The 25,520-nt window shown below is 63.4% G+C and carries 22 protein-coding genes, 1 other RNA gene and 1 pseudogene; 16 read left to right on the forward strand and 8 right to left on the reverse strand.

The features are described from left to right. Positions 1 to 44: 44 nt before the first annotated feature. The 6 genes and pseudogenes from FQ746_RS31565 to trxA all read right to left on the reverse strand — a co-directional run bounded on the left by FQ746_RS31565 (position 45) and on the right by trxA (position 5,609). Positions 45 to 311 (reverse strand): type B 50S ribosomal protein L31, encoded by a 267-nt coding sequence (locus FQ746_RS31565; RefSeq protein WP_144113734.1) that lies wholly within the window; start codon positions 309 to 311, stop codon positions 45 to 47. A 153-nt stretch (positions 312 to 464) separates the two neighbouring features. After that, complete coding sequence (locus tag FQ746_RS31570) at positions 465 to 1,298, reverse strand: M90 family metallopeptidase (RefSeq protein ID WP_144113735.1); 834 nt, start codon at positions 1,296 to 1,298, stop codon at positions 465 to 467. A 16-nt stretch (positions 1,299 to 1,314) separates the two neighbouring features. Then, a complete protein-coding gene (locus tag FQ746_RS31575) occupies positions 1,315 to 2,871 on the reverse strand; it encodes an MFS transporter (protein ID WP_144113736.1) in 1,557 nt (518 codons plus the stop codon). A gap of 209 nt (positions 2,872 to 3,080) precedes the next feature. Beyond that, positions 3,081 to 3,533 (reverse strand): annotated as a pseudogene (locus FQ746_RS31580) (MerR family transcriptional regulator); the annotation flags it as partial. Between the two features lie 205 nt (positions 3,534 to 3,738). Beyond that, positions 3,739 to 5,007, reverse strand: coding sequence for a transcription termination factor Rho (rho, locus tag FQ746_RS31585; protein ID WP_144113737.1), 1,269 nt, complete (start codon positions 5,005 to 5,007; stop codon positions 3,739 to 3,741). A gap of 275 nt (positions 5,008 to 5,282) precedes the next feature. Continuing rightward, positions 5,283 to 5,609, reverse strand: a complete 327-nt coding sequence (trxA, locus tag FQ746_RS31590) for a thioredoxin TrxA (protein ID WP_054039468.1) — start codon at positions 5,607 to 5,609, stop codon at positions 5,283 to 5,285. A gap of 467 nt (positions 5,610 to 6,076) precedes the next feature. Here trxA and ffs point away from each other — a divergent pair. From ffs to FQ746_RS31630, 8 genes are all read left to right on the forward strand, one after another. After that, positions 6,077 to 6,175, forward strand: an RNA gene (ffs, locus tag FQ746_RS31595) — signal recognition particle sRNA small type. 214 nt (positions 6,176 to 6,389) lie between these two features. Further along, the gene (locus FQ746_RS31600; RefSeq protein ID WP_144113738.1) at positions 6,390 to 9,137 is read left to right on the forward strand and encodes a DNA polymerase III subunit gamma/tau; all 2,748 of its coding nucleotides are present in this window, start codon (positions 6,390 to 6,392) and stop codon (positions 9,135 to 9,137) included. A gap of 58 nt (positions 9,138 to 9,195) precedes the next feature. Further along, entirely contained in the window at positions 9,196 to 9,522 is a 327-nt protein-coding gene (locus tag FQ746_RS31605; protein ID WP_007182071.1) for a YbaB/EbfC family nucleoid-associated protein, read from the forward strand. 178 nt (positions 9,523 to 9,700) lie between these two features. After that, the gene (recR, locus tag FQ746_RS31610; RefSeq protein ID WP_144113739.1) at positions 9,701 to 10,297 is read left to right on the forward strand and encodes a recombination mediator RecR; all 597 of its coding nucleotides are present in this window, start codon (positions 9,701 to 9,703) and stop codon (positions 10,295 to 10,297) included. Between the two features lie 81 nt (positions 10,298 to 10,378). Further along, the gene (locus FQ746_RS31615) at positions 10,379 to 11,635 is read left to right on the forward strand and encodes a CaiB/BaiF CoA transferase family protein (RefSeq protein ID WP_144113740.1); all 1,257 of its coding nucleotides are present in this window, start codon (positions 10,379 to 10,381) and stop codon (positions 11,633 to 11,635) included. 70 nt (positions 11,636 to 11,705) lie between these two features. Continuing rightward, positions 11,706 to 12,743, forward strand: a complete 1,038-nt coding sequence (locus tag FQ746_RS31620) for an ABC transporter substrate-binding protein (RefSeq protein WP_144113741.1) — start codon at positions 11,706 to 11,708, stop codon at positions 12,741 to 12,743. A 91-nt stretch (positions 12,744 to 12,834) separates the two neighbouring features. Continuing rightward, on the forward strand, positions 12,835 to 13,647 hold the full coding sequence (locus FQ746_RS31625) for an ABC transporter ATP-binding protein (RefSeq protein WP_144113742.1): 813 nt from the start codon (positions 12,835 to 12,837) through the stop codon (positions 13,645 to 13,647). A gap of 53 nt (positions 13,648 to 13,700) precedes the next feature. Further along, complete coding sequence (locus FQ746_RS31630) at positions 13,701 to 14,525, forward strand: ABC transporter permease (protein WP_144113743.1); 825 nt, start codon at positions 13,701 to 13,703, stop codon at positions 14,523 to 14,525. An 84-nt stretch (positions 14,526 to 14,609) separates the two neighbouring features. Here the strand turns inward: FQ746_RS31630 and FQ746_RS31635 are convergent, their stop codons facing one another. After that, complete coding sequence (locus FQ746_RS31635; protein ID WP_144113744.1) at positions 14,610 to 15,584, reverse strand: NADPH:quinone oxidoreductase family protein; 975 nt, start codon at positions 15,582 to 15,584, stop codon at positions 14,610 to 14,612. Between the two features lie 202 nt (positions 15,585 to 15,786). Here FQ746_RS31635 and surE point away from each other — a divergent pair, with 202 nt between their 5' ends. The 6 genes from surE (at position 15,787) to rlmD (ending at position 21,907) form a co-directional block, all read left to right on the forward strand. Then, positions 15,787 to 16,545, forward strand: coding sequence for a 5'/3'-nucleotidase SurE (surE, locus tag FQ746_RS31640; RefSeq protein WP_144113745.1), 759 nt, complete (start codon positions 15,787 to 15,789; stop codon positions 16,543 to 16,545). Beyond that, positions 16,542 to 17,603, forward strand: a complete 1,062-nt coding sequence (locus FQ746_RS31645) for a protein-L-isoaspartate(D-aspartate) O-methyltransferase (protein ID WP_144113746.1) — start codon at positions 16,542 to 16,544, stop codon at positions 17,601 to 17,603. The genes surE and FQ746_RS31645 overlap by 4 nt, the downstream gene beginning before the upstream one ends. A gap of 5 nt (positions 17,604 to 17,608) precedes the next feature. Further along, positions 17,609 to 18,541 carry a peptidoglycan DD-metalloendopeptidase family protein gene (locus FQ746_RS31650; RefSeq protein ID WP_144113747.1) on the forward strand — a complete coding sequence of 311 codons (933 nt, stop codon included), beginning with the start codon at positions 17,609 to 17,611 and terminating at the stop codon, positions 18,539 to 18,541. An 11-nt stretch (positions 18,542 to 18,552) separates the two neighbouring features. Further along, entirely contained in the window at positions 18,553 to 19,623 is a 1,071-nt protein-coding gene (gene rpoS / locus FQ746_RS31655) for an RNA polymerase sigma factor RpoS (protein WP_144113748.1), read from the forward strand. Between the two features lie 4 nt (positions 19,624 to 19,627). Beyond that, positions 19,628 to 20,404 (forward strand): 3'-5' exonuclease, encoded by a 777-nt coding sequence (locus tag FQ746_RS31660; RefSeq protein WP_144113749.1) that lies wholly within the window; start codon positions 19,628 to 19,630, stop codon positions 20,402 to 20,404. Positions 20,405 to 20,488: 84 nt separating this feature from the next. Next, complete coding sequence (rlmD, locus tag FQ746_RS31665) at positions 20,489 to 21,907, forward strand: 23S rRNA (uracil(1939)-C(5))-methyltransferase RlmD (protein WP_144113750.1); 1,419 nt, start codon at positions 20,489 to 20,491, stop codon at positions 21,905 to 21,907. A gap of 119 nt (positions 21,908 to 22,026) precedes the next feature. Here the strand turns inward: rlmD and FQ746_RS31670 are convergent, their stop codons facing one another. Further along, positions 22,027 to 22,887, reverse strand: coding sequence for an outer membrane protein assembly factor BamD (locus FQ746_RS31670; protein WP_144113751.1), 861 nt, complete (start codon positions 22,885 to 22,887; stop codon positions 22,027 to 22,029). Positions 22,888 to 22,925: 38 nt separating this feature from the next. On the opposite strand from FQ746_RS31670, the gene FQ746_RS31675 reads away from it, so the two are divergent. After that, positions 22,926 to 24,341 carry an RluA family pseudouridine synthase gene (locus FQ746_RS31675; protein WP_144113752.1) on the forward strand — a complete coding sequence of 472 codons (1,416 nt, stop codon included), beginning with the start codon at positions 22,926 to 22,928 and terminating at the stop codon, positions 24,339 to 24,341. Beyond that, complete coding sequence (pgeF, locus tag FQ746_RS31680) at positions 24,338 to 25,204, forward strand: peptidoglycan editing factor PgeF (protein ID WP_144113753.1); 867 nt, start codon at positions 24,338 to 24,340, stop codon at positions 25,202 to 25,204. The genes FQ746_RS31675 and pgeF overlap by 4 nt, the downstream gene beginning before the upstream one ends. Positions 25,205 to 25,520 lie beyond the last annotated feature (316 nt).

Raw genomic sequence — 25,520 nt, forward strand, 5'->3', positions numbered from 1 at the left:
TTTTGCTGCTTCGAAGCCGGCCGTAACCGGCGCCGAGGCGGATATTACTTTGCTGCTGCCTTGCCGGTAGCGCGCGTACCGAACTTCTTGTTGAACTTCTCGACGCGGCCTGCCGTGTCCATGATTTTTTGTTGACCGGTGTAGAACGGATGCGATTCCGACGACACTTCGATCTTGGCCAGCGGATACGTCTTGCCTTCGAATTCGCCGGTTTCACGCGTGTTGATGGTCGAGCGCGTGATGAATTTGAAGTCGTTCGACATGTCGATGAACAGGACTTCGCGGTAATTCGGGTGAATGCCTTCTTTCATGGTCTTTCCTTTAATCTGGCGGTAGCCAACCCGCGAGCCGCCGCTTTGAAGCGGACGGCATCTAGGCGCGAGCCACTTGCCTATGGTCGAAAAACCGCGATTATGCCAGAAAATCAGACGGTTGACGAACGGCGGGGCGGTTTTTCGCCGTTTTCAGGCAGTCGTGAAAGCCAGGCCGACCTGCGCCGGGTCCTGACGGTAATAGCGCGCAAGTAGCCGGTAAAGCTCGGGATACGCAGCCTCGAACGCTTCGGGCGCAACGAACAGCGCCTCGCTGCAGACCGCGAAAAACTCCGACGGGTGATCGGCCGCATACGGATCGATCAGCGAATCGCGTTCGAAACGCGTCCAGCGCCGTTGCGGCACCGCATCGACCTGGGCGCAGAAGTGGTCGTACGCGTGGTCGAACACGTCCGCCCAGCCGCTCGAGTCCAGTGGCGCGTGCCAGCGGCGCACGAGCGGCGGGTGGCCGTCCGCTTCGCCGTTCAGCATGTCGAGCTTGTGCGCGAATTCGTGGATGACCACGTTGTAGGCGTCGCTGCCGCCGGTCATCTGCGCGTCTTCCCATGACAGCACGACCGGGCCGCCTTCCCACGCTTCGCCGCTTGCGTCCTGCTCGACTTCGTGCACCACGCCGTCTTCGTCCTCGACCGTCTTGCGGATCACGAATTCGCCCGGATAAACGATCACGCCTACCCAGCCGCGGTACAGATCGAGACTCAGGTTCAGTACCGGCAAACAGGCTTGCGCGGCGATCGCGACGGTCATCGCGTCGGTGAGTTCGAGGTCGTGCGCCGTCGAGAATTCTTTCTGCGCGATGAACAGGCTCGTCATCTCACGCAGACGCGCGAGATCGGGCGCTGCGAGGCGGGCGAGAAACGGCAGGCGCTCGAGCGTCGCTTGCCAGAGCGCGTCGTCGATCGCGTAGTCGCGCAGCGCGCGGTCGCGGCGGCGCGTGCCTAGCCATTGGGTCAATTTCGAGAACATGGCCTGATGAAGCCTTTTAGTCGATCCGCTTTTGCCACGCGGCGAACAGGCCGCCGCATATCGCCACGCCGATCAGGAAGTAGAAGCCGTCCAGCGAACTCAGAAAGCTGGCCTGCTGCGCGACGCTCCGGCTGATCGTCACCAGCGCCAGCGCATGCGCGTCCGAAGGCGGCCGGCCGGCGGCGGTGAAGCTTCGGGTCAGCGCGGCGAGCGCGTTCTGAAACACCGGATTGTACGGATTCACGAACTCGGCGAGGCGACTTTGATGCAGGGCGAGCCGATGCTGTTCGACGATGATGACCGATGCGGTCGCAAACGAGATGGTCAATTGGCGCACGATGTTTTTCAGCCGGTAGCCGTGCGTGAATTCTTCGATGGCAAACACGCGGAACGTCAGATTGGCGACCGGCAGCACGATGAAGAGCAGCAGCAGACCGCGCAGCAGCATCGGCAGAATCAGCGCGGCTTCGCCGACGCCCGGCGACATGCGCATCATTGCTGCGCAGGTGAGCGCGGCCAGCCCGAAGCCCGGCACGATGATCCACTTCTTGTGCGGCAGGAGTTTGGCGTAACGGAAGTAGAAGAAGAGCGCGCTCGCGGAAATGAGCGAGGTGATGCCGACCAGCTGGCCGGCGTTGTCGACCGGATAATCCAGGCCGCCTTCGAGAAAGCGCGAGATCAGATAGCTCAACACCGTCGAGATGTAGTAGTAGAACATGTACAGCACGAGCCCAACCTGGAAGACTTTCTCGCGCAATGCGTGCAGACGCACGAGCGGCGACGGGTGATGCCATTGCTGATACGCGAACCAGCCCAGCGCGACGAGGCCGGCGAGCGTCAGCAGAATCAGTCCGGGCGATGCGCTGAACAACTGGAAGCGCACCTGCTGCATCACGATCTGCAGCGCGCCTTGCGCGAACGCGAAAATCAGGTAAGGCCAGAAGTGCGCCGAGCCGCGCTCCTCCGGCAGGCGGTTGCCGCTGTCGGGCAGCGCGAGCAGGGCGAGCAGCGCGAACAGCACGCCCACCGGCGCGGTGCAGGCGAACAGCGCGCGCCAGTCGAAGTGGGCCACCAGCTGACCGCCGATCAGCGGTGCGAGCGCGCTGCCGAGCACGATCATCAGAAGGAACGCGCGGGTGGCCGCCGGTCGCTGTTGCGGCTTGAAACTCATCTGGATCAGGATGCGGCAGGTACCCATCATCGGGCCGATGAAGTAGCCTTGAAAGCCGCGCGCCAACGCGAGTTCGAACGAGGATTCGCAGAGCGTCGACGCGACCGCCCCCGCCGAATACAGCAGCATGCAGGCCGCGACGTAACGGCGATAACCGAAGCGCTCGACCCACCACTGTTGCTGCAGGATGCCGAGCACCGCGGCCACTGCGTACGAGCTGGAGGCCCACACCAGTTCGTCGGGCGACGCGTTGATGCCGCCGGCGATGTAACTGGTGAAAAACGAGAAGATGGCGTTGTCGAAATAATCGAGGCCGGTGACGATGGCCAGCACCCAGGGGAAGAAGTCGCCGCGCAGTTTGTCGACGCTCAATAGCGGCACGCGGGGCGCGTTTGCGCTCATGACAGGTCGCCTGGTTTGCTGCGGGCGCGTGTGGGTTTGCGGGTGGGTTTGCGGGTGGTTGTGCTCTTCGGCGAGGTCGCATCGGGTGATGATGCGTCGGGCGCCGATGCGCCGGGCGTCGATGCGTCGGGCGCCGATGCGCGGGGCGTCGATGCGCCGGGCGCCGCTACGCCGGGCGTCGCTACGCCGGGCGTCGCTACGCGTACTTTGCGGCGTTGTTCTAGCAGGGTGTCGGCGTTTTCGCCGGCGAGGCGCCGTTCGAGATAGTCCAGATCGGGCGCGAGATCGGCGCGCAGCTTTTGCGCTTCCTTGAGCTCACGCCGCATCGACTCGATGCGCGCGTCGAGCGCATCCGCCTGTTCGGCGATCGCATCGCGAATCTGTTGCAACGATTCGAGCGAATAGCGATGACCGCCGTCGACCGGTTCGAGTGGCCGCTTCAACATCTCGGTCACGCTTTGCAGTGAAAAACCGAGCGAGCGCAAACGCAGAATGCGTCCGAAACGTTTCAGGTCTTCTTCGTCGTAGAGCCGGTAGCGGCCCTCGCTGCGCGTGGGCGAAACGAGGCCGCGTTCCTCGTAATACTTCAGCGTGCGCGGCGTGACGCCGAGTCGTTCGGCGGCATCGCGCACGGTGAGTGGGGCGGACGTGTCTTTCGGCATAAGAGATCGGCTTCTCGAGGCAGTCGGCATTGTACTTCAACGTGTACGTTCACGTACATCTTGCGGCAACCGGCCGCAAAAGCATAAGCGTGAGGATTAGCATCAGAAACGCGGGCGAAAAAAAACCGCTCGGGCTCGTGAGCGGTTTCTCGTATGGCGCGACGCCTTCAGGCGTCGTTTGTCACTGTTGCTGAAGCGCACAGCTTTAGCTGTTGCCGCCCCGGCGCATCATGTCGAAGAACTCGGAATTGCTCTTCGTCTGGCGAATCTTGTCGAGCAGGAATTCCATCGATTCGACTTCATCCATATCGTGAATGAACTTGCGCAAGACCCAGATTTTTTGCAGCACTTCGGGCTTGATCAGCAGTTCTTCGCGGCGCGTGCCGGACTTGTTCAGGTTGATCGACGGATAGACGCGTTTTTCAGCGAGACGACGTTCCAGATGCACTTCCATATTGCCGGTGCCCTTGAACTCTTCGTAGATCACGTCGTCCATGCGGCTGCCGGTTTCGATCAGCGCAGTGCCGATGATTGTAAGCGAGCCGCCTTCTTCGATATTGCGTGCCGCGCCGAAGAAGCGCTTCGGACGTTGCAGCGCGTTGGCGTCGACGCCGCCGGTGAGCACCTTGCCCGAGGCCGGCACGACCGTGTTGTAAGCGCGCGCGAGACGCGTGATCGAGTCGAGCAGAATGACCACGTCGTTCTTCATTTCGACGAGGCGCTTGGCTTTCTCGATCACCATTTCGGCGACCTGCACGTGACGCGCGGCGGGTTCGTCGAACGTGGAGGCGATCACTTCGCCGGCCACCGAACGCTGCATTTCGGTCACTTCTTCAGGACGTTCGTCGATCAGCAGCACGAACAGCACGACATCCGGATGATTCTGTTTGATGGCATGCGCGATGTGTTGCAGCATCACGGTCTTGCCGGACTTCGGCGAGGCGACCAGCAGACCGCGTTGGCCTTTGCCGATCGGCGCGATCATGTCGATGATGCGGCCCGTGACGTTTTCTTCGCCACGCATTTCACGTTCGAGCAGCAGCACCTTGTTCGGGTGCAGCGGCGTCAGATTTTCGAACATGATCTTGTGCTTCGAGGCTTCCGGCGGCTGGCCGTTGACCTTGTCCACCTTCACCAGCGCGAAATAACGTTCGCCGTCTTTCGGCGTACGCACTTCACCTTCGATCGTATCGCCCGTATGCAGGTTGAAGCGGCGGATTTGCGACGGGCTGATATAGATATCGTCCGTGCTGGCGAGGTACGAAGTTTCCGGGGAACGCAGGAAACCGAAACCGTCCGGCAGCACTTCGAGCGTGCCGTCGCCGAAGATCGTGTCGCCCGTTTTGGCTCGTTTTTTTAGAATGGCGAACATCAATTCCTGCTTGCGCAGGCGGTTCGCACTTTCGATCTCGAGGCCGTTGGCCATCTCGATCAATTCGGACACGTGCAGAGTCTTAAGCTCGGATAAATGCATACGGAGAACCCGCGGGAGAAGGTGCGACGAAATGAAATCTGGGAGAAGAATGAGCGGAACCGCTCATCAAAGGACTTGGACGTCTTATCGACGTTTTGTGGATTCTAGCATAGCACACGCCAATTTCCGCCAGTGCGACGGTGTGGCATGTTTGTTAATGAGCGTGTTGTCGCACGACAACACGCTCATTCTGCAAGCCGGACGCCTCGAACTGAAAGTGGAGGCGTTGCTATGAGTACTTGCAGCAGGCTATACGACGGGTGTTACAGCGGCGATTACAGATTTCCGTCGAGGAATGCCGTGAGTTGCGACTTCGACAACGCGCCGACTTTTTGAGCGGCGACCGCACCGTTCTTGAACAGGATCAGCGTGGGGATACCGCGCACGCCGAACTTGACCGGCGTCGATTGATGTTCGTCGACATTGATCTTGGCGATTTGCAGGCGATCGGCGTAATCCTTTGCGACTTCGTCGAGGATCGGCGCGATCATCTTGCACGGACCGCACCATTCAGCCCAGAAGTCGAGCAGCACGGGTTTATCGGATTTCACGACGTCCTGTTCGAACGATGCGTCGCTGATATGCTTGATTGATTCGCTCATTGTATGAATACCTCTATCGGTTCGAGGCCCGCCTGAATTGCTCGCCACGATACGTCAAAATCTAGGGGAAACTTCCGTTCGCACTTCGTTCGCTTTACCGCCACCCAAGCCTCCGGACTCGATACCCAATCAGTGAAAACCCGATTGGGAAGGGCAGAAGGCTCGCCGTGGCGGGTCATCGGTACGGCAGTTTAGCTTAATTCGCTATGTGCTGCCGGTGGGCGATAGTACCCATCAGGGGCAGGGGGCCAATGGCTGCCGACGATGTGTCGCCCAAGGTGTTCACGGCTACGATTCGTCACGACGGAGCTTATGTGGTGGCCGGTCGGGCAAACACAAGTGGCTTCGCTTTTCGACATGCAGTTACGTAGAGGGGGACGGCGGCACGCGCGCCGAAGACGCCCGATTCGCTGCTTTGTTCGTATTAACAGTCGCATGTTGGTGCAAGCGATGATAGAATCTTTCGTGACGGGCCTCCTCGCATGGAGGGATGGTCAATCTGGTCAGGTCGGGAACGAAGCAGCCACAGCCGTTTTCCACCAGTGCCGAGGGTTAGGCTCGTCACCTTCCTTTTTCCTGCAGTGTGTTTCCGCATATCACTATCTTCTTCTTGTTGGTCCGTCCGTTGGTTCGTTGGTCAGTTCGCTCGTCCTCTGCTTTTCCCGCAAGTCTCTCCAGGTCTTCTCCCGGTCGTCAGCCAGATCAAACGCAATGACAGCGTGCGTTCGCGTGCCGTTTCGATTCGGTTTTGCACGCCATCGTTACTGATACAATTTCCGGATGACCTATCAAGTTCTCGCACGCAAATGGCGGCCGAAGGATTTCGCTTCGCTCGTCGGACAGGAGCACGTGGTGCGCGCGCTCACGCACGCGCTCGACGGTGGCCGTCTGCATCACGCCTATCTGTTTACCGGCACGCGCGGGGTCGGCAAAACCACGTTATCGCGCATCTTTGCCAAGGCGCTGAATTGCGAGACCGGCGTGACCTCCACGCCATGTGGCGTGTGTCGTGCATGCCGTGAAATCGACGAAGGCCGTTTCGTCGATTACGTCGAAATGGACGCCGCGAGCAACCGCGGTGTCGACGAGATGGCGGCGCTACTCGAACGCGCGGTTTATGCGCCGGTCGACGCGCGCTTCAAGGTCTACATGATCGACGAAGTGCACATGCTCACCAACCACGCGTTCAACGCCATGTTGAAGACGCTCGAAGAACCCCCCGCTCACGTCAAATTCATTCTCGCCACGACCGACCCGCAGAAAATTCCGGTCACGGTCCTGTCGCGCTGTTTGCAGTTCAATCTGAAGCAGATGCCGGCCGGGCACATCGTGTCGCATCTCGAGCATATCCTCGGCGAAGAACAGGTTCCCTACGACGCGCAGGCGTTGCGTCTGCTCGCGCGCGCCGCCGACGGGTCGATGCGCGACGCGCTTTCGCTGACCGACCAGGCCATCGCCTATTCGGCCAATCAGGTGAACGAGGAAGCGGTACGCGGCATGCTCGGCGCGCTGGACCAAAGCTACCTGATCCGTTTGCTCGACGCGCTGGCCGACGGCGACGGTGCGGCCGTGTTGTCGGTGGCCGATGAAATGGCGCTGCGCAGCCTGTCGTTCTCGACCGCGTTGCAGGATCTGGCGAGTTTGCTGCATCGGGTCGCCTGGGCGCAGTTCGCGCCGTCGTCGGTGCTGGACGAATGGCCGGAAGCGGCCGATCTGCGTCGCTTCGCCGACACGCTGAGCGCGGAGCAGGTGCAACTGTTCTATCAGATCGCCACGATCGGCCGCAGCGAGTTGGGCCTCGCGCCCGACGAGTACGCGGGTTTCACGATGACCTTGTTGCGCATGCTCGCGTTCGAGCCGGCGCCGACGGGCGGCGGTGGTGGTGTGGCCGGCGGCGGACGTGCCGCGGGTGCCGCAGGTGCGGGCGCCGGCAAACGCGCCGCGGCTTCGGCGGCGCTCGCCGCGCCGCAGCGCGCGTCGGCTGCGCAAGCGACACCCATCGCCGCGAGTCCAGTCGCCGACGTTCCAGCGGTCAATGCCAGGCGCGTGGATGCATCGCCCGAGACTTCCAGCGCAACTTTCTCGAAGCCGGCCGCGGACGCTCCAGCGTCAACGCAAGATCCGCAGCCTGCAACTTCCAGCGCGGCTTCCGCGAAGCCGGTTGCGGATGCACCGGTAGCATTGCAGGATCCGCAGCCTGCAGCGGTTCCCGCTCCAGGTGCTGCAACGCCGGTCGTCGACGACAATGCGGCAGCGCTGGTCGACACGCCTGCGGCGAGCGGATCCGCGACCAACGAGGCATCGTCCGGGTCCCCGGAACCCGCGCAGGCAGTTGAGCAGATGGCTCCGGCCCGCAAGTTGGCACCTTGGGAAGACGCCGACACAGCGGCTGCATCGTCGGAACGTGCGAGCAACGCGTCCGAATCCACCGGAGCTATCCGCGCAACGGCTTCTGCCGATGCACCGTCTGCTGAGCCCGTCATGGCTGCCGCAGCGCAAGCGGTGCAAGCCACGGTGCCGCAGGTTGCCACACCTGTTGCAGTCGCAGTCGAGGCTGCCGCAGCTTCCGCCGCCACACCCGCTGCGGCACCCGCGCCGCGCCGCGCAGGCGGCGCGAGCGAAGCGCTAAACGTACTACGAAGTGCCGGTCTGAAAGTGTCGCCCGAGCGGGGTCGCGCTACCGCAGGTGCGTCTGTGCCGCCAGTCACGCCTAAGCCCGTCGCGCCCCGCGTGGTCGTCAACGTGCCGACGCCGGGCGCACCGCGCCGCGCCGCTGAACCGAACTCCGCGCCCGCTGCCGCCACACGCGCAGCAGCGCATCCGGCACCGCCCGTCACGCAAAACGGCTCGGCATCCAACGGCTCGTCACACAATGCCCCGAGCCACAACCACGCATCCCCGAACGACTCGTCGGTCCCGCCCTGGGACGACATGCCGCTCGACGAATACATGCCGTTGACCGCCGCCGACGAGGGCTACTACGGCCTGCCCGACGACAGCGACATGCCGGTCTTCGACAGCGGTCCCGACGACGTGCGCATGCAGTCCGCCGCACCATCCGCGCCGCCGCCCGTGGTCGATCAGCGTCCGCTGCCGCCGGCCGTCCCGCTCGATCCGCTGGGCTTCACCGGCGACTGGCCCGCGCTCGCCGTCGATCTGCCGCTCAAGGGCATCTCGTATCAACTCGCGTTCAACAGCGAACTGATGGCGCTCGAGGGCAGCACGCTCAAGCTGAACGTGCCGGTCCCGCAATATGCCGAAGCCTCACAGGTCGCCAAGCTTAAAATCGCACTCGTCGAACGGCTCGGCCGGAACGTCGATCTGCTGGTCGAAGTCGGCCCGGCCCGTCGGACTGCCGCCGCGCGCGATACCGCGCTGCGCGCCCAGCGTCAGCAGGAAGCGGAACGCGAAATCGGCGCCGATCCGTTCGTCCAATCGCTGATCCGCGAATTCGGCGCGCGCATCGTGCCCGGCTCGGTCCGACCGTTGACACCGGATGCCGCGAACGGCGCGTCGCCGGCCCACTGATTTCCCGCGCTTTCGCGCACCCGAATCCAGATTCACGCTATCAAGAAGGAGCATGTCCATGATGAAAGGCCAACTCGCCGGGTTGATGAAGCAAGCCCAGCAGATGCAGGAAAACATGAAGAAGATGCAGGAGCAACTCGCGCTGATCGAAGTCGAGGGGCAGTCGGGCGCCGGTCTCGTGAAGGTGACGATGACCTGCAAGAACGACGTGCGCCGCGTTTCGATCGACCCGAGCCTGCTGGCCGACGACAAGGACATGCTGGAAGACCTGGTCGCCGCCGCGTTCAACGACGCCGTGCGCAAAGCCGAAGCCACCGCCCAGGAGAAGATGGGCGGCATGACATCGGGTCTGCCGCTGCCGCCGGGTTTCAAGCTGCCGTTCTGACGCCGCGGCGCGGTCCGCTTCGATCTCCAGCATGTTCCGTCGCTGCCCTTGGTTGCGACGGAACATTGCATTGAAGCGTTGAAGCGTTGAAGCGTGACTTAGCGCCCGGCAGGTGTGCCGAACCCTCCGTTTTGCGAACCCACATGTCACGCCTTCTCCACCTCGACGCCGATCTCGCATGAAACAACCTTCCGCCTTGTCGGCGCTCGTCGAAGCCTTGCGCGCCCTGCCCGGTGTCGGGCCGAAATCCGCGCAGCGCATGGCGTATCACCTGATGCAGCACGACCGTGACGGCGCCGAAAAACTCGGCCGTTCGCTCCTGTTCGCGACCGAGCACCTGCAGCATTGCGAAAAGTGCAACACCTTCACCGAAGCGCAGATCTGCGAAGTCTGTCTCGACGAAGAGCGCGACCCCACGTTGCTGTGCGTGGTCGAAACGCCCGCCGACCAGATCATGCTCGAACAGACGATGACTTACCGTGGCCTGTATTTCGTGCTGATGGGACGGCTTAGTCCGCTCGACGGCATCGGTCCGAAGGAAATTCATTTCGACCGCCTGGTGCGCCGCGCCGAGGACGGTATCGTCAAGGAAGTCGTGCTCGCCACCAATTTCACCAACGAAGGCGAAGCCACCGCGCATTACCTCGGCCAGACGCTCAAGGCGCGCGGTCTCGCGGTGACGCGTCTTGCGCGCGGCGTGCCGGTCGGCGGCGAACTCGAGTATGTCGACGCCGGCACGATTGCCCGCGCGATGCTCGACCGGCGCACGCTTTAATAAAACAGCGCGGCGCACGCTTTGACACACAGCGCCGGCCGCCCGCGTCCCATCGACGCGGCAAAGCATTCAAGGAGACCCATGAGCGCCACCCCTGACTCCGCTTCGAACCCCACCCCCGACACGCCCGACGTCAATGCTCCCAGCGGCCCGCTCGCCGGCGTCAAGGTACTCGAACTCGGCACGCTGATCGCCGGGCCGTTCGCGGCACGCTTTCTCGGCGAGTTCGGCGCCGAGGTCATCAAGATCGAAGACCCGAAAGGCGGCGACCCGCTGCGCAAGTGGCGCAAGCTCTACCCGGAAGTCGGCGGCACGTCGCTCTGGTGGGCCGTGCAGGCGCGCAACAAGAAGTCGATCACCATCAATCTGAAAGCGGAAGAGGGCAAGGAGATCGTGCGGCGGCTCGCAAAAGAGGCCGATATCGTCGTCGAAAATTTCCGGCCCGGTCTGCTCGAAAAACTCGGCCTCGGCTACGACGTGCTGTCCGCGGAAAATCCGGGGCTCGTGATGGTGCGACTCTCGGGCTACGGCCAGACCGGTCCCTATCGCGACCGGCCGGGCTTCGGCGCGATCGCCGAATCGATGGGCGGCCTGCGTCATATCACCGGCTATCCGGACTTGCCGCCGCCGCGCATCGGCATTTCGATCGGCGATTCGATCGCCGCGCTGCACGGCGTGATCGGCGCGTTGATGGCGCTGCATCACAAGCAGGTGAACGGCGGCAAGGGGCAGGTCGTCGACGTCGCGCTGTACGAGGCCGTCTTCAACATGATGGAGAGCGTGGTCCCGGAGTACGGCGTCTACGGGATGGTGCGCGAGCGCACCGGCGCGTCGCTGCCGGGCATCGTACCGTCCAATACCTATCCGTGCCGTGACGGCAGCGTCGTGATCGGCGGCAATAGCGATCCGATTTTCCGGCGGCTGATGATCGCCATCGAGCGCGACGACCTCGCCAACGATCCCACGCTCGCGCATAACGACGGCCGCGTGCCGCGCACCCAGGAGATCGACGGCGCGATTGCGGCGTGGCTCGCCACGCGCAGCATCGACGAAGCGCTCGCGGTGCTCAACGCGGCCGACGTGCCGGCCGGGCGCATTTTCAGCGTCGCCGATATGTTCGCCGATCCGCAGTTCATCGCGCGTCAGATGATCCAGCGCTTCAAGTGGCAGGACGGTCACGAAATCACGCTGCCGGGGGTCACGCCGAAGCTTTCGGCCACGCCCGGCGAGACCCGCTGGCTCGGCCCGGAACTGGGTGAACATACCGATGAAGTCCTGCAATCGCTAGGTTATGATGCTGACCACATTGCAAGCTTGCGCGCGCAACAGATAGTCTGAGCCCGGCGGGTTGGCGGCATGCCCGGCAAACACAGACAAAGACAAAAAAATAGTTTGGAGACTGAAGACCATGCAACGCAGAACCTTCCTCGCCGGTACCGCCGCGCTCGCGGGCGCCTCGCTCGGCGCTACGCCGTTCGCCTTCGCTCAGGGTAAACCTGAAACCACCAAAGTCTCGGTCGCGGTCGGCGGCAAGAACCTGTTCTACTACCTGCCGCTCACCATCGCCGAGCGCCGCAACTACTTCAAGGACGAAGGCCTCGACGTCGAAATCTCCGATTTCGCCGGCGGCTCGCAGGCCTTGAAGGCCGCCGTCGGCGGCAGCGCGGACGTCGTCTCGGGTGCCTTCGAACACACGCTGTTGCTGCAGGCGCAGAAGCAGTCGTTCCGCGAATTCGTGCTGCAGGGTCGCGCGCCGCAAATCGTGCTGGCGGTGTCGAAGAAAACCATGCCGAACTACAAGTCGATCGCCGACTTGAAGGGCAAGAAAATCGGCGTGACCGCGCCGGGTTCGTCGACCTCGATCATGGCGAGCTTCGTTCTGGCAAAGGCCGGTTTGACGGCGAAAGACGTCGCGTTTATCGGCGTGGGCGCCGGCGCCGGCGCGATCGCCGCGCTGCAGTCCGGGCAGATCGACGCGCTTGCCAACCTCGACCCGGTGATGACCAAGCTCGAGCGCACCGGCGATATCCGCATCGTGTCGGACACCCGCACGCTGGTCGATACGCGCAGCGTGTTCGGCGGCGATATGCCGGCCGGTTGCATGTACGCGTCGCAAAGCTTCATCACGAAGAATCCGAACACCACGCAGGCGCTCACCAACGCGATGGTGCGCGCGCTCAAGTGGTTGCAGACGGCGACCGGTAGCGAACTGATCAACACGGTGCCGGAAGGGTATCTGCTCGGCGACCGCGCGGTGTACCTGGACGCCTGGCAACACGTGAAAGAAGCGATGTCGCCGGACGGTCTGATGCCGGTCGACGGTCCCGCCACGTCGCTGAAAACCTTGCAGGCGTTCGACCCGGCGGTGCAGGGCAAACCGATCGATCTGTCGAAGACGTGGACGAACGACTTCGTGAAGAAAGCGCTGGCGACCGTCAAGGCCTGAGCGAAGCGCTGCGGCTCTTCGCTGCCGGCCGCGCCACTGCAAGCCGCGCCGCACTTTATCCAGAAACCGATTTACCGAAGCGAGCCGAACGATGACCGTTGCCGCCCTGGCGCTCGAGAACATCACCTGCACGTTTGCTGCGCGCGACGACCGCGCGCAGCGTTATACGGCGGTCAAAGACACCACGTTGCGTATCGCGCCGGGCGAGTTCGTCTCGGTGGTCGGCCCGACCGGTTGCGGCAAGTCGACCTTGCTGAACGTCGGCGCGGGTTTGCTGGGCCCGTCGTCGGGCAAGGTGACGGTGTTCGGCGAGCCGCTGAGCGGCATCAACCGGCGTGCGGGCTACATGTTCCAGGCCGATGCGCTGATGCCGTGGCGCCCGGCCATCGACAACGTCATGGCCGGTCTTTCGTTTCGCGGCGTGCCGCCCGCCGAAGCGCGCAGCAAGGCCGACGAGTGGTTAAAGCGCGTGGGTCTGGGCGGATTCGGCGACCGGTATCCGCATCAGTTGTCGGGTGGCATGAGAAAGCGCGTCGCGATGGCGCAGACGCTGATTCTCGATCCCGACATCATCCTGATGGACGAGCCGTTTTCCGCGCTGGATATCCAGACGCGTCAGTTGATGGAAAACGAGTTGCTCGATTTGTGGGCGGCCAAACGCAAAGCGGTGCTGTTCATCACGCACGATCTCGACGAAGCCATTTCGATGTCCGACCGCGTCGTCGTGCTGTCGGCGGGACCGGGTACGCATCCGATCGGCGAATTCACGATCGACTTGCCGCGTCCGCGCGATGTCGCCGAGATTCGCGCGCATCCGCGTTTCGTGGAGTTGCACGCGCAGATCTGGAGCGTGCTGCGCGACGAAGTTCTGAAGGGCTACCAGCAGCAACTCACCGCGGTTTGAGCCGGTGATTTGCGTCTATCGTCGAAGGTTTAAGGTCTGAGGCAAATCGAGTCATGTGGAAGACGTTGCGCCCGAATCGGGCGAATCTGGTGATCTGGCAATGGCTGCTGCTCGTCCTGTGCTTCGCGCTCTGGTACGTGCTGACCAGCCCGACGCTGCTGCCGGCGTTCTATTTCGACGATCCGAACAAGGCCGCGTTCTTCTTCGGCGAGCCGCAGAAGGTCTTGCAGCGCATCTGGGAATGGTTCACGGGCGGCGAAATCTACCTGCATCTGTGGATCACGCTGGTCGAGACGGTGCTCGCGTTCGTGCTCGGCACCGCGTTCGGATTGGGCGTGGGGCTGTGGCTCGCGCTGTCGCCACTCGCGAGCGCGCTGTTCGATCCGTACATCAAGGCCGCCAACTCGATGCCGCGCGTGATTCTCGCGCCGATTTTCGGCGTCTGGTTCGGCCTGGGCATCTGGTCGAAGGTGGCGCTCGGCGTGACGCTGGTGTTTTTCATCGTGTTCTTCAACGTCTATCAGGGCGTGAAGGAAGTGAGTCCCGTGGTGCTCGCCAACGCGCGCATGCTCGGCGCGAATCGCAAGCAGTTGCTGCGCTTCGTCTATCTGCCGAGCGCGATGAGCTGGGTGTTTTCCAGTTTGCACACGTCGGTGGGTCTGGCGTTCGTGGGCTCGGTGGTGGGCGAATATCTGGGTTCGGCGCGCGGTGTCGGCTATCTGATCCTGCAGGCCGAGGGCACCTTCGACATCAACACGGTGTTTGCGGGCATTCTCGTGCTGACTGCGTTCGCGCTGATTCTCGATGCGATCGTCGGCATCGGCGAGCGGCGCCTGATGAAGTGGCAGCCGAAAACCGGCGATACCGAAAAGCTTTGATCGGCTGAAAAAAACGGCGCATGGGTCGAAGACCGTGCGCCGTTCTGCTCGTGCGAATGCTTCTGCGAATAACCGAACGAACGGCTAGGGCGTGACCACCACCTTGCCGATCACCCGACGCTCCGCCATATCGCGCAACGCGCGCCCCGTGTCGTCGAGCGCGTAGCGAGCCGACACATACGGTTTGAGTCTGCCCGCGGCAATCCAGCCGGTCATCTGTTCGAACGCGGCCTGATTGTGCTGCGGCTCGCGTTTTGCAAAATCTCCCCAGAAAACCCCGACCAGACTCGCGCCTTTGAGCAGCGTGAGATTGAGCGGCAGTTTTGGAATCTCGCCGTTCGCGAACCCGACCACCAGATAACGCCCACGCCAGCCGATGCTGCGAAACGCCGGCTCCGCATACACGCCGCCAACGGGATCGTAAATCACGTCCGGTCCGCGGCCGTCGGTCAGCGCCTTGATGCGCTCACGCAGATCTTCCGTGCTGTAGTTGATGGTCGCGTCCGCGCCGTGCTTCACACAGGTGGCGAGCTTCTCGTCGCTCGACGCGGCCGCGATCACGCGTGCGCCGAGCGCCTTGCCGATTTCCACCGCCGCCAGCCCCACACCGCCGGCCGCGCCGAGCACCAGCATCGTCTCGCCGGCCTGCAACGCGCCGCGGTCGACCACCGCGTGATGCGATGTCCCGTAGGCGAGCGTGAACGCCGCGGCCAGATCGAAATCGATGCCATCGGCGAGCGGCACGCAAGCCTCGGCCGGTGCCAGCGCCTGTTCGGCAAAGCCGCCCGAGCCGGTGTATGCCACCACGCGCGAGCCGGGCGCGAACTGCGTGACGCCCGCGCCGACCGCGCGCACGACGCCGGCCACTTCCGCGCCGGGCGTGAAGGGCAGTGGCGGTTTGAACTGGTATTTGTTCTGGATGATCAGCACGTCGGGGAAGTTGACGGCGGCGGCTTTCACGTCGATCACGACGTGACCGGGCGGCGCCTCGAGATCCGGTAAGTCCTCGACGATCAGGCTCTCCGGCGGCCCGTATTCATTACAGCGAATCGCACGCATCGTGTCTCCATATCGATCAGGGTTCGCAAGCCGTCCGAGTGTAAAACAATCCGCACGGCCGTGCGGATCCGGCGTGTTCCAGGACGCGGACAGAGCCGTGCGCAGTGGCTCACGGCGGTCTGTGCGCAGGCGTGTCGAGCATGCGTCGTGCACCGTCGGGTGTGTCGTTCGCGCGCCATCTTTCCTCGGTTACAATCGCCGGATGCGAATCCTACTCAGCAATGACGACGGTTATCTGGCGCCCGGCCTTGCCGCGCTTTACGAAGCGCTCAAGCCGATTGCCGACGTGACCGTGATGGCTCCCGAACAGAATTGCAGCGGCGCGTCGAACTCCCTGACGCTGTCCCGTCCGCTGTCGGTGCTGCGTTCGGCGAATGGCTTCTACTACGTGAACGGCACGCCCACCGACTCGGTGCACATCGCGCTGACCGGCATGCTCGACCATACGCCCGACCTGGTCGTGTCGGGCATCAACAACGGTCAGAACATGGGCGAAGACACGCTGTATTCGGGCACGGTCGCGGCCGCGACCGAAGGCATCATGTTCGGCGTGCCGGCCATCGCGTTTTCGCTGGTCGATAAAGACTGGGTCCACCTGGATGCCGCGGCCCGGGTCGCGGCCGAAATCGTCGCGCATTATCTCGAACAGCCGTTGCCTGGGCATCCGCTGCTGAACGTCAATATCCCGAATCTCCCTTACGAACAACTCGAGGGCTGGCACATTACCCGGCTCGGCAAACGGCATCCGTCGCAGCCGGTGATCCGCCAGACTAACCCGCGCGGCGAACCCATCTACTGGATCGGCCCGTCGGGCAGTGCGCGCGACGCCAGCGAAGGCACGGATTTCCACGCGGTCGCCAACGGCCGGGTGTCGATCACGCCGCTGCAACTCGACCTCACCCATACGCAGATGCTGCCCGCAGCACGCGAATGGGTCCGCGCCGGCAGCGGCATTTCATGACGAACGAGCGCGCCAGGCGCTTTCCGCTCGGCCTCGAGGACCTGGTGCGCGAACCGCGCCGGCCCGAAGGACGTCCGGGCGAAGTGCGCGCGGCGGCGCTGGCCGCGAGCGCGGCGCTGAACGCGCGTCCGCCGGCGGGCAAGCCGGGAGCGCCGGGTGCGGGCGCTAAAGCTGGGGCGGGGAAGCCGCAGCAGTCGCAAGCGTCGCCAGCTCATGGTTCGGCGTCGGCTTCCGCAGCGCAGCAGGCGAGGGGGCAGCAGGCGAGGTCGCACGTCAAGCCGCAAACCCGGCCTTCCGTTCAGGCGCCGCTTCAGTCGTCGGCCAGGCCTCAAGGCGTCACGCCGCCCAAACCCATGGCCGCGCGGACCGGCGAGCGCACGGGTTCGCCGAACGTCGCGTTGAACGGCGCCCTGGCGCTGACATCGGAACGGGTTCGCGAACGGATGGTCGAACGCCTGCGTTCGAACGGCGTGACCGATCAGCGCGTGTTGAATGCGATGTCGGCGGTGCCGCGCCACATGTTCGTCGACCCGGGTCTCGCGGCCCAGGCTTACGAAGATGCGGCGTTGCCGATCGGGCATCACCAGACCATCAGCAAACCGTCGGTGGTCGCGCGCATGATCGAACTCGCCGCCGCGGGCCGCGTGCTGAACAACGTGCTCGAGATCGGCACCGGTTGCGGATACCAGGCGGCGGTATTGAGCCAGGTCGCGCGCGAGGTGTATTCGATCGAACGCATCAAGCCGTTGTCCGAACGCGCGAAAACCAATTTGAGGCCGCTGCGCATTCCGAATATCCGTTTGCATTACGGCGACGGGCGTCTCGGTTTGCCGGCGGTAGCGCCGTTCGATGCGATCGTGATCGCCGCGGCGGGGCTCGACGTACCGCAGGCTTTGCTTGAACAACTGGCGATCGGCGGCCGGCTAGTCGCACCCGTGGGCTCGCAGGATGGCCAGAATCAGGTGCTGACGCTGGTCGAGCGTCTCGGACCCGCGCAGTGGCGCGAGTCGCGACTCGATCGCGTATTCTTTGTACCCTTGAAATCCGGAGTGATTTGACACCGATGAGTATGCTGCGCGCGATGCAAAGAACCAGCCTGAATGGCCCCATGACCGTAACCCAGCGTAGCGTGTGCGTGCTCGCCTTGTCCCTGTTGATGTCCGCCTGTGCATCCCGGCTCGACCCGGCGCCCGTGGTCGACCGCACGGGTGGCGGCACACTCGGCACGACCGGCACCCAGGCTGCGCAACCGGCCGTGCCGCTCGGCCCGCCGCCGCCGGGCTATTACCGGGTGAAGCCGGGCGATACGCTCTACCGCATCGCTCTCGAGAACGGCCAGAACTACCGCGACATTTCCGCCTGGAACAACCTGACCAACCCGAACCAGATCGAAGTCGACCAGTTGCTGCGTGTGGCGCCTCCGGGCGCGAACACGGCGGCGCTGACGCCGGGCGTGTCGACCGCGCCAATCGGTAGCGGTGCGCCGATGCAGAGCGCGCCGCTTGGCAGCACACCGTCTGCGACGGGCGCGACGGCAGGTGGCGCGACTCCGCCGCTCTACGGTCCGACGGCGTCGAACGCGCCGGTCGCGCCGCCGCCCAGTAGCGACGCGAGCCCCAGTGCGGGCGGCAATGTCGCGTTGGCGTGGCCGGTGCGCGGCCCGATGCTCGGCACGTTCAACGATTCGACGAACAAGGGCATCAATATCGGCGGGGCCGCGGGCGACCCGATCAAGGCTTCCGCCGATGGGCGTGTGGTTTATGCGGGAAATGGGCTGCGGGGTTACGGCAATCTCATTATCATCAAGCACGATGCAACTTTCCTCACCGCGTATGCACATAACCGCTCTTTGATGGTAAAAGAGGGGGATGCGGTGACCAAAGGGCAGAAGATCGCTGAGATGGGCAATAGCGATTCCGACCGCGTAATGTTGCATTTCGAAGTTCGCCGGCAGGGCAAACCTGTCGACCCGCTAAAGTATTTGCCGCCGCAATAAGCGATACGACCATGCCGAAACCGAAGCGCCGCCCGCCGCAAGCCGAATCTGATACGACCAGTCGTGCCAAGTCCGCTGCGGAGGACGAAAGCGGCGCTTCGGAAGTCGAAGAAGAAATCGCAGAAGAACGCGAGTCCGAAGAACGCGAGGGCAGCGCGGAAGAACGCGGCAGCGCCCGCGAAGCCGCCCCGGACGCCGACGATTTTCGCGCCTTGCTGCAAGCGGAACTCACCGCCGACACCATCCAGCATTATCTGAATCGCATAAGCGTTAAACCGTTATTAACGGTCGAAGAAGAACAGAAATATTCGCGCCTTGCCAAGGCCGGCGAATTCGAAGCGCGACAGGTGATGATCGAACGCAATCTGCGACTGGTCGTCAGTATCGCCAAGGGTTATCTGAATCGCGGCGTACCGCTGCTCGATCTGATCGAAGAAGGCAATCTCGGGCTGATGCACGCCATCGAGAAATTCGATCCCACGCGCGGTTTCCGTTTCTCGACTTACGCGACCTGGTGGATTCGTCAGAGCATCGAGCGGGCCATCATGAACCAGGCGCGCACGGTGCGTCTGCCGGTCCATGTGATCCGCGAACTCAATCAGGTGTTGCGTGCAAAGCGCCACCTGGAAAAAAACTCGATGAATTCCGGTGAGGCCGCCGAGCGCCGCGACGCCAGCATCGACGACATTGCCTACCTCACCGGCAAAACCACCGACGAAGTCACCGACATCCTCGCGTTGAACGAGCACACCGCGTCACTCGACGCGCCGCTCGATCTCGATCCGGCGAGCAGTCTGCTCGATCTGCTCTCCGACGATCAGAGCCAGTCGCCGGATGCCGAAGTGCAGCATCGCGAACTCGAAACGCTCACACGAGCGTGGCTCGCGCGTCTGTCGGACAAGCACCGCCATGTCATCGAGCGGCGCTTCGGACTGAACAATATCGAACCGGCCACGCTCGAAGAGCTGGCCGATGAAATGGGCCTCACGCGCGAGCGGGTGCGCCAGATCCAACAGGAAGCGCTGGTTCGACTGAAGCGCTTCTTCGCCTCCAACGGTGTGCGCAAGGACGCCGTTCTCTAAGCTGATGACACCGATTCTTGTATTCGACATCGAGACCATTCCCGATGTCGCCGGCATACGCCGCCTCGAAGATTTACCCGCCGACCTCACCGATGCCGAAGTGGCCGAGCACGCGTTCGCCGCGCGCCGCGAAAAGACCGGCAGCGATTTTCTGCCGCATCACTTGCAGCGGATCGCGGCAATCTCCTGCGTGTTTCGCGACAACAACGGCTTTCGCGTGCGGTCGCTCGGCACGCTTGAAGACGGCGAGGCCACGCTCGTGCAGTCGTTTTATCGCGTGATCGAGAAATACACGCCGCAACTCGTGTCGTGGAACGGCGGCGGATTCGATCTGCCGGTGCTGAACTACCGGGCGCTGGTCAACGGCATTCCCGCGTACCGTTTCTGGGATCTCGGCGAGGACGATCGCGAGTTCAAGTGGAACAACTACATCAGCCGCTATCACGCGCGGCATACCGACCTGATGGACGTGCTCGCGCTGTACTCGCCGCGCGCCAACGCGCCGCTCGACGCGCTCGCGAAGATGTGCGGTTTTCCCGGCAAGATGGGCATGGACGGCAGCCAGGTATGGCACGCATACCTGGCCGGTCAGATCGAGGAAATCCGTAATTACTGCGAGACCGACGTCGTCAACACCTACCTGCTGTATTGCCGCTTCCAGCTGATCCGTGGCGCGTTCTCCGCCGAAGAATACGCGGACGAAATCGCGCTCGTGAAAAGCGTGCTGGCGCAGGAAACGGCGCCGCAATGGGCCGAATACCTGGCCGCGTTCGGGCAGTAGACGCGGCACGCCGTCCTCCCGGCAGGCGGCGGCCGGCGCTTCGTCTACAATCTCGCCTTTCCCCAAGTTGTCAGGAAGTCGCAGGTGTCCCGAACTGCCCCTCATCGCCGCTCGCCGAAGCGCCAGAAGCCAGCGCCTGCGCCGCGCGCACGCGTCATTACCGGCGACGAGCCGATCATCGACATCGTTTCGCTCGATATGGAAGCGCGCGGCGTCGGTCGTACCGCTGGCGAAGACGGCACGCCCGGCAAAGTCGTGTTCGTCGAAGGCGCGTTGCCGGGCGAGCGCGTCAGTTATACGACGCATCGCAGCAAGGCAAAATTCGAGCAGGCCGAAGTGGTGCAGGTGCTGCGCGAAAGCGTGATTCGCACGACCCCCAAATGCGTTTACTTCGATACCTGCGGCGGCTGTTCGATGCAGCATCTGGACATTCGCGCGCAGGTCGCCGTCAAGCAGCGCGTGCTCGAAGACAATCTGCAGCATCTGGGCCGCCTGCGGCCCGAGACGGTGTTCCGGCCGATTCATGGGCCGGCGTGGGGCTACCGGTATCGCGCGCGTCTCGCTGTGCGTTATCTGCCGGAAAAAGGCGGCATGCGCATCGGCTTTCATGAGAAGAAGAGCAGCAACATCGCGGATATGAAGACCTGCGAGGTGCTGCCGCCGGCCATTTCGGCGATGCTGATGCCGCTGCGCTTCATGATCCGCAAGCTGTCCATTCATGACCGTCTGCCGCAGATCGAACTGGCGGTGGGTTCGTCGGTCACCGCGCTGGTGCTGCGCAATCTCGATCCTCTGAGCGCCGCCGACGAGCAGCTTCTGCGCGATTTCGCCGACGAACACAAGGTGCAATGGTGGCTGCAGCCGGGCGGTCCGGAGACGGTCGCACCGTTTTATCCGCTCGACGGCGAGCTCGACTACACGTTGCCGGAGTTCGGCATCCGCATGCCGTTCAAGCCGACCGATTTCACCCAGGTGAATCACGCGATCAATCGTGTGCTGGTGAGCCGCGCGCTGCGACTGCTGGCGCCCGCCGCGGGCGACCGCGTGCTGGATCTTTTCTGCGGCATCGGCAACTTCACGTTGCCGCTCGCGCGGATTGCGCGGGAAGTAGTGGGTATCGAAGGCAGCGAGGTGCTGACATCGCGTGCGCTCGCCAATGCCGGGCTGAACGGCGTGGCGGGGCATACGTCGTTTGCCTGCCGCAATCTGTTCGAGGTCGGCGCCGACGATATGCGCGCGCTCGGCCACTTCGATAAATACCTGATCGATCCGCCGCGGGAGGGTGCGCTGGCGGTCGCGAGAGCGCTCGCGGAAATCGCCCAGAGCGGTCAGGGCTCGCTGCCGGAGCGTATTGTTTATGTGTCGTGCAATCCGGCGACGCTTGCGCGCGATGCCGGCGTGCTCGTGAACGACGCCGGGTATCGGCTGGTGGGAGCGGGCGTGGTGAACATGTTCCCGCACACGTCGCACGTGGAGTCGATCGCGTTATTCGAACGAGGTTGATGCGCGGGAGATCGGGGTCTTTGGGCCTCGGCCCTTCGGAGCTGGCGGCGCTCGATGTTAAAAGCAAAACGCCACGACTTTCAAGGTCGTGGCGTTTTGCTTTGAGCAGTAGGTGCAGCTTAAAACTGCCACCACTGTTTCGCGGTACCGGGTCTTGCATGGCCCGTGATATACGGGCTGTCCGGGAACGTGCCGGCGAGAATTCGCTTGGTGTCGTCGGCCAGTTGCGGCTGGTTCAGTCTCTCGTACGACAGCATCATGATGTGCAGTGCGTCTTCGATTGCCGGAGCATTCTTGTACTCCGTCAACGCCAGTTGCGCCCGGTTGATGGCAGCAACGTAAGCGCCACGGCGGTAGTAGTAGTCGGCCGCATGAACTTCATGCGATGCCAGCGCGTTCACGATATAGCGCATGCGCTGAGCGGCGTCCGGCGCATACTTGCTGTTCGGATATTTGTCGACCACGACTTTGAACGCGTCGTACGATTCGCGGAGCGACTTCGGATCGCGTTCGCTCATGTCCTGGCCGGAGAAGCGGCCGAACAGACCCAGATCGTCGTTGAAGTGGATCATGCCCTTCAGGTAGTACGCGTAGGAGATGTCCGGGTGATCCGGGTGCAACTGGATGAAGCGGTCGATGGCCTGGTCGGCGGCGGCGTTTTCGTTATCTTTCCAGTTGCAGTAGGCCACGTTGATCTGGGCCTGCTGGGCGAAATGGCCGAACGGGTCGCGGCCTTCAAGCATTTCGAAGTACTTCGCGCACTTGCCGAAGTCTCCGCCGCTCAAGGCGTCGTTCGCCTCCGTATATAATTTGTTGTTGTTCCACGTAGCCGTTTCGTCGGTCTTTTCCGGCAGACCGTGACAAGCCGCAACAACGGCGACGGCTGCGGCACACGCAATGTATCCGGCCACTTTTCTGGCCGTCTTCTTGATGGCCGCCAAATTGTTCGCCGCTTCAGTGATGGTGTTCAAGGCTCGCATTTTCCAGTCTAGCTTTACGTCCAGGTGACCCAGACTCAATGACCCGCTCAAATACTCCAGGCGCCGCAACCGGTGCCGGGAATAGCAACGAAGATTATAGCGTAAGCGCCGACCCCTCCGACGTGTTGGGGGCCGATGCGCTCGACGACGACCTGGCCGGCGAGGCCCTTGCCGCCGCGGCAGCCGCCGCACTCGTGCCGACCGTCGCCAATCGCGTCACCGACGAGACGCCGCGCAGCATCGTGGTGCCGGACGAACTGGCCGGGGAGCGCCTCGACAAGGTCATGGCGCGGCTGTTTCCCGAGTTCTCCCGCAATCGCCTGCAAAGCTGGATCGAAGCGCAGCGGGTGCACGTCGACGGCAAGCCGGCAAAGATCCGCCAGCCGGTGCCGCTCGGCGCCACGATTGAGCTCACGCCCGACCTGCTGCCCGAGCAACTGGCCTTCACGCCGGAGCCGGTGCCGCTCGAAATCGTCTATGAAGACGACACCCTGGTGGTCATCAACAAGCCCGCCGGCATGGTCGTGCACCCGGCCGCGGGCAATTGGAGCGGCACTGTCCTCAACGGGCTGCTGTACCGCTACGGCGATGCCGCCGCCGGCCTGCCGCGCGCGGGTATCGTGCACCGGCTCGACAAGGAAACCTCCGGGTTGATGGTCGTGGCCCGCACGCTCGAGGCGCAAACCGACCTCGTGCGGCAGTTGCAGGCGCGCACGGTCAAGCGTCGCTATCTGGCGCTGGTGTGGGGCAACATGCCCGAAGAAGGCACCATCGACGCGCCCATCGGCCGCGATCCGCGCGAGCGCACCCGCATGGCGGTGGTGACGAGCGCATCGGGCAAACCGGCGCGTACGCATTTCCGCCGCGTCGATACGGCGATCTGGCAGCAGCAGCCGGTAACGGCCATCCATTGCGATCTGGAGACCGGCCGCACGCATCAGATTCGCGTGCATCTGGCGCATACCGGGCATCCGCTGCTCGGCGATCCGGTCTACGGGCATGCGCGCGGCCGGCGCTCAGTGAAGCCGCTGCCGGACGGTTTCGCCCGCCAGGCGCTGCATGCCTGGCGACTCGGCCTGATCCATCCGAAAACCGGCCGCACCATGCAATGGCGCGCCGACGTGCCGGAAGATATGGAAAGACTGTCGGCGGCGCTGGGCCTTGGGCGCGACGATGCCGGCGAGTTCGACCAGACCTACTACGAGGACGAAGACTACGACGCGTCGCTCGACGAGGACGATGAAGAAGACGACGCGCTCGACGCCGGCGACGACTACAACGACGCGGACGAAGACGAAGACGCCAGCGACGAAGAGCACGACGAAAAGCACGACGAAGAGCACGACGAAGAGCACGACGACGCGCACGACGACGCGCATGACGACGCGCACGACAACGCGCACGACGACCAGGAGCAAGACTCCGATCCTCACGGCAAGGACCCCCACGCATGAGCCTGCCCGAGCTAGGTTTCGCCGACGTCGTAAAGCCAGCCTGGAACGTCTCGCTGCGAGTACGAGCGCTCGTCACCACGCGTAACGGCGGCGTGAGCGAGCCGCCGTTCGGTCGCTGGCAGAATGGCGTCGATCTGCCGGGCGGCCTGAATCTCGGCATGAAAGCCGGCGACGACCCGCTCGCGGTCGCTGCCAATCGCGCGCGGTTGCTGAAACTCGCGGGCGTCGACGAGGCCGCGTGGCTCGAGCAGATTCACGGTGCCGGCATCGTGAGCGCCGAACAGGCGCTCGCGCAGACGCGCACGGACGGCACGCCGACGCGCGCCGACGCCAGCGTCACCGATCGTCCGGGGACGGTCTGCGTGGTGATGGTCGCCGACTGCATGCCGGTGTTGATCTGCGATGCGGCCGGGCGCGCGGTCGGCGCGGCGCATGCGGGTTGGCGCGGTCTCGCCGCCGGCATCGTCGAACAGACCGCGCAGCGCGTGGCCGAACTCGCGGGCGCGGCGCCTCGCGAACTGCACGCGTACCTCGGTCCGTCGATCGGACCCAGCGCCTTCGAAGTCGGTGCGGATGTGCGCGACGCTTTCATGGCTAGCGCCGATACCACCGATACCGCACTACGCGAAGCCACCTCGAGCGCGTTCCTCCCGCATCCGCAAAACGCGGGCAAATATCTCGCCAATCTGCCTGCGCTCGCACGCTTGCGTTTGCAAAAGCTCGGCGTCACGCGGATTAGCGGCGGCGACCTGTGCACGGTCACCGAACGCGAGCGTTTCTATTCCTACCGCCGCGATCGCGAAACCGGACGGATGGCCGCGCTCATCTGGCTCGACGCCACGACGCAATCGATCAGCGACTGACCGGCCGTCATAATCGTGTGCTAATTAGAACGTCCAGGAGGTTCGCGGATGCTTCGCGCAACGCGTTCCTCGACACTCGGTTATGAGGGTTTATCGGGAGTCGCGCGAGCCAGTTTTGCTGCACTGCCAGAAATCTCCCCGCATGCGTCGATCTGCCGCCGAAACGCTCCGCCAACGAACGGATCGATGCGGATAAACGCTTGCAAAGCGGACGGTTTTTTCTTGTTCCGGTATGCCGATTCAATACGCCTTCAAAAGCGCGATCTTCTACACAGGGAAAACGATAATTAAAAAACTATCGCACTGCGGCAAAATC

It is taken from the genome of Paraburkholderia sp. BCC1886 (genome assembly GCF_900996245.1).
Lineage (GTDB): Bacteria > Pseudomonadota > Gammaproteobacteria > Burkholderiales > Burkholderiaceae > Paraburkholderia.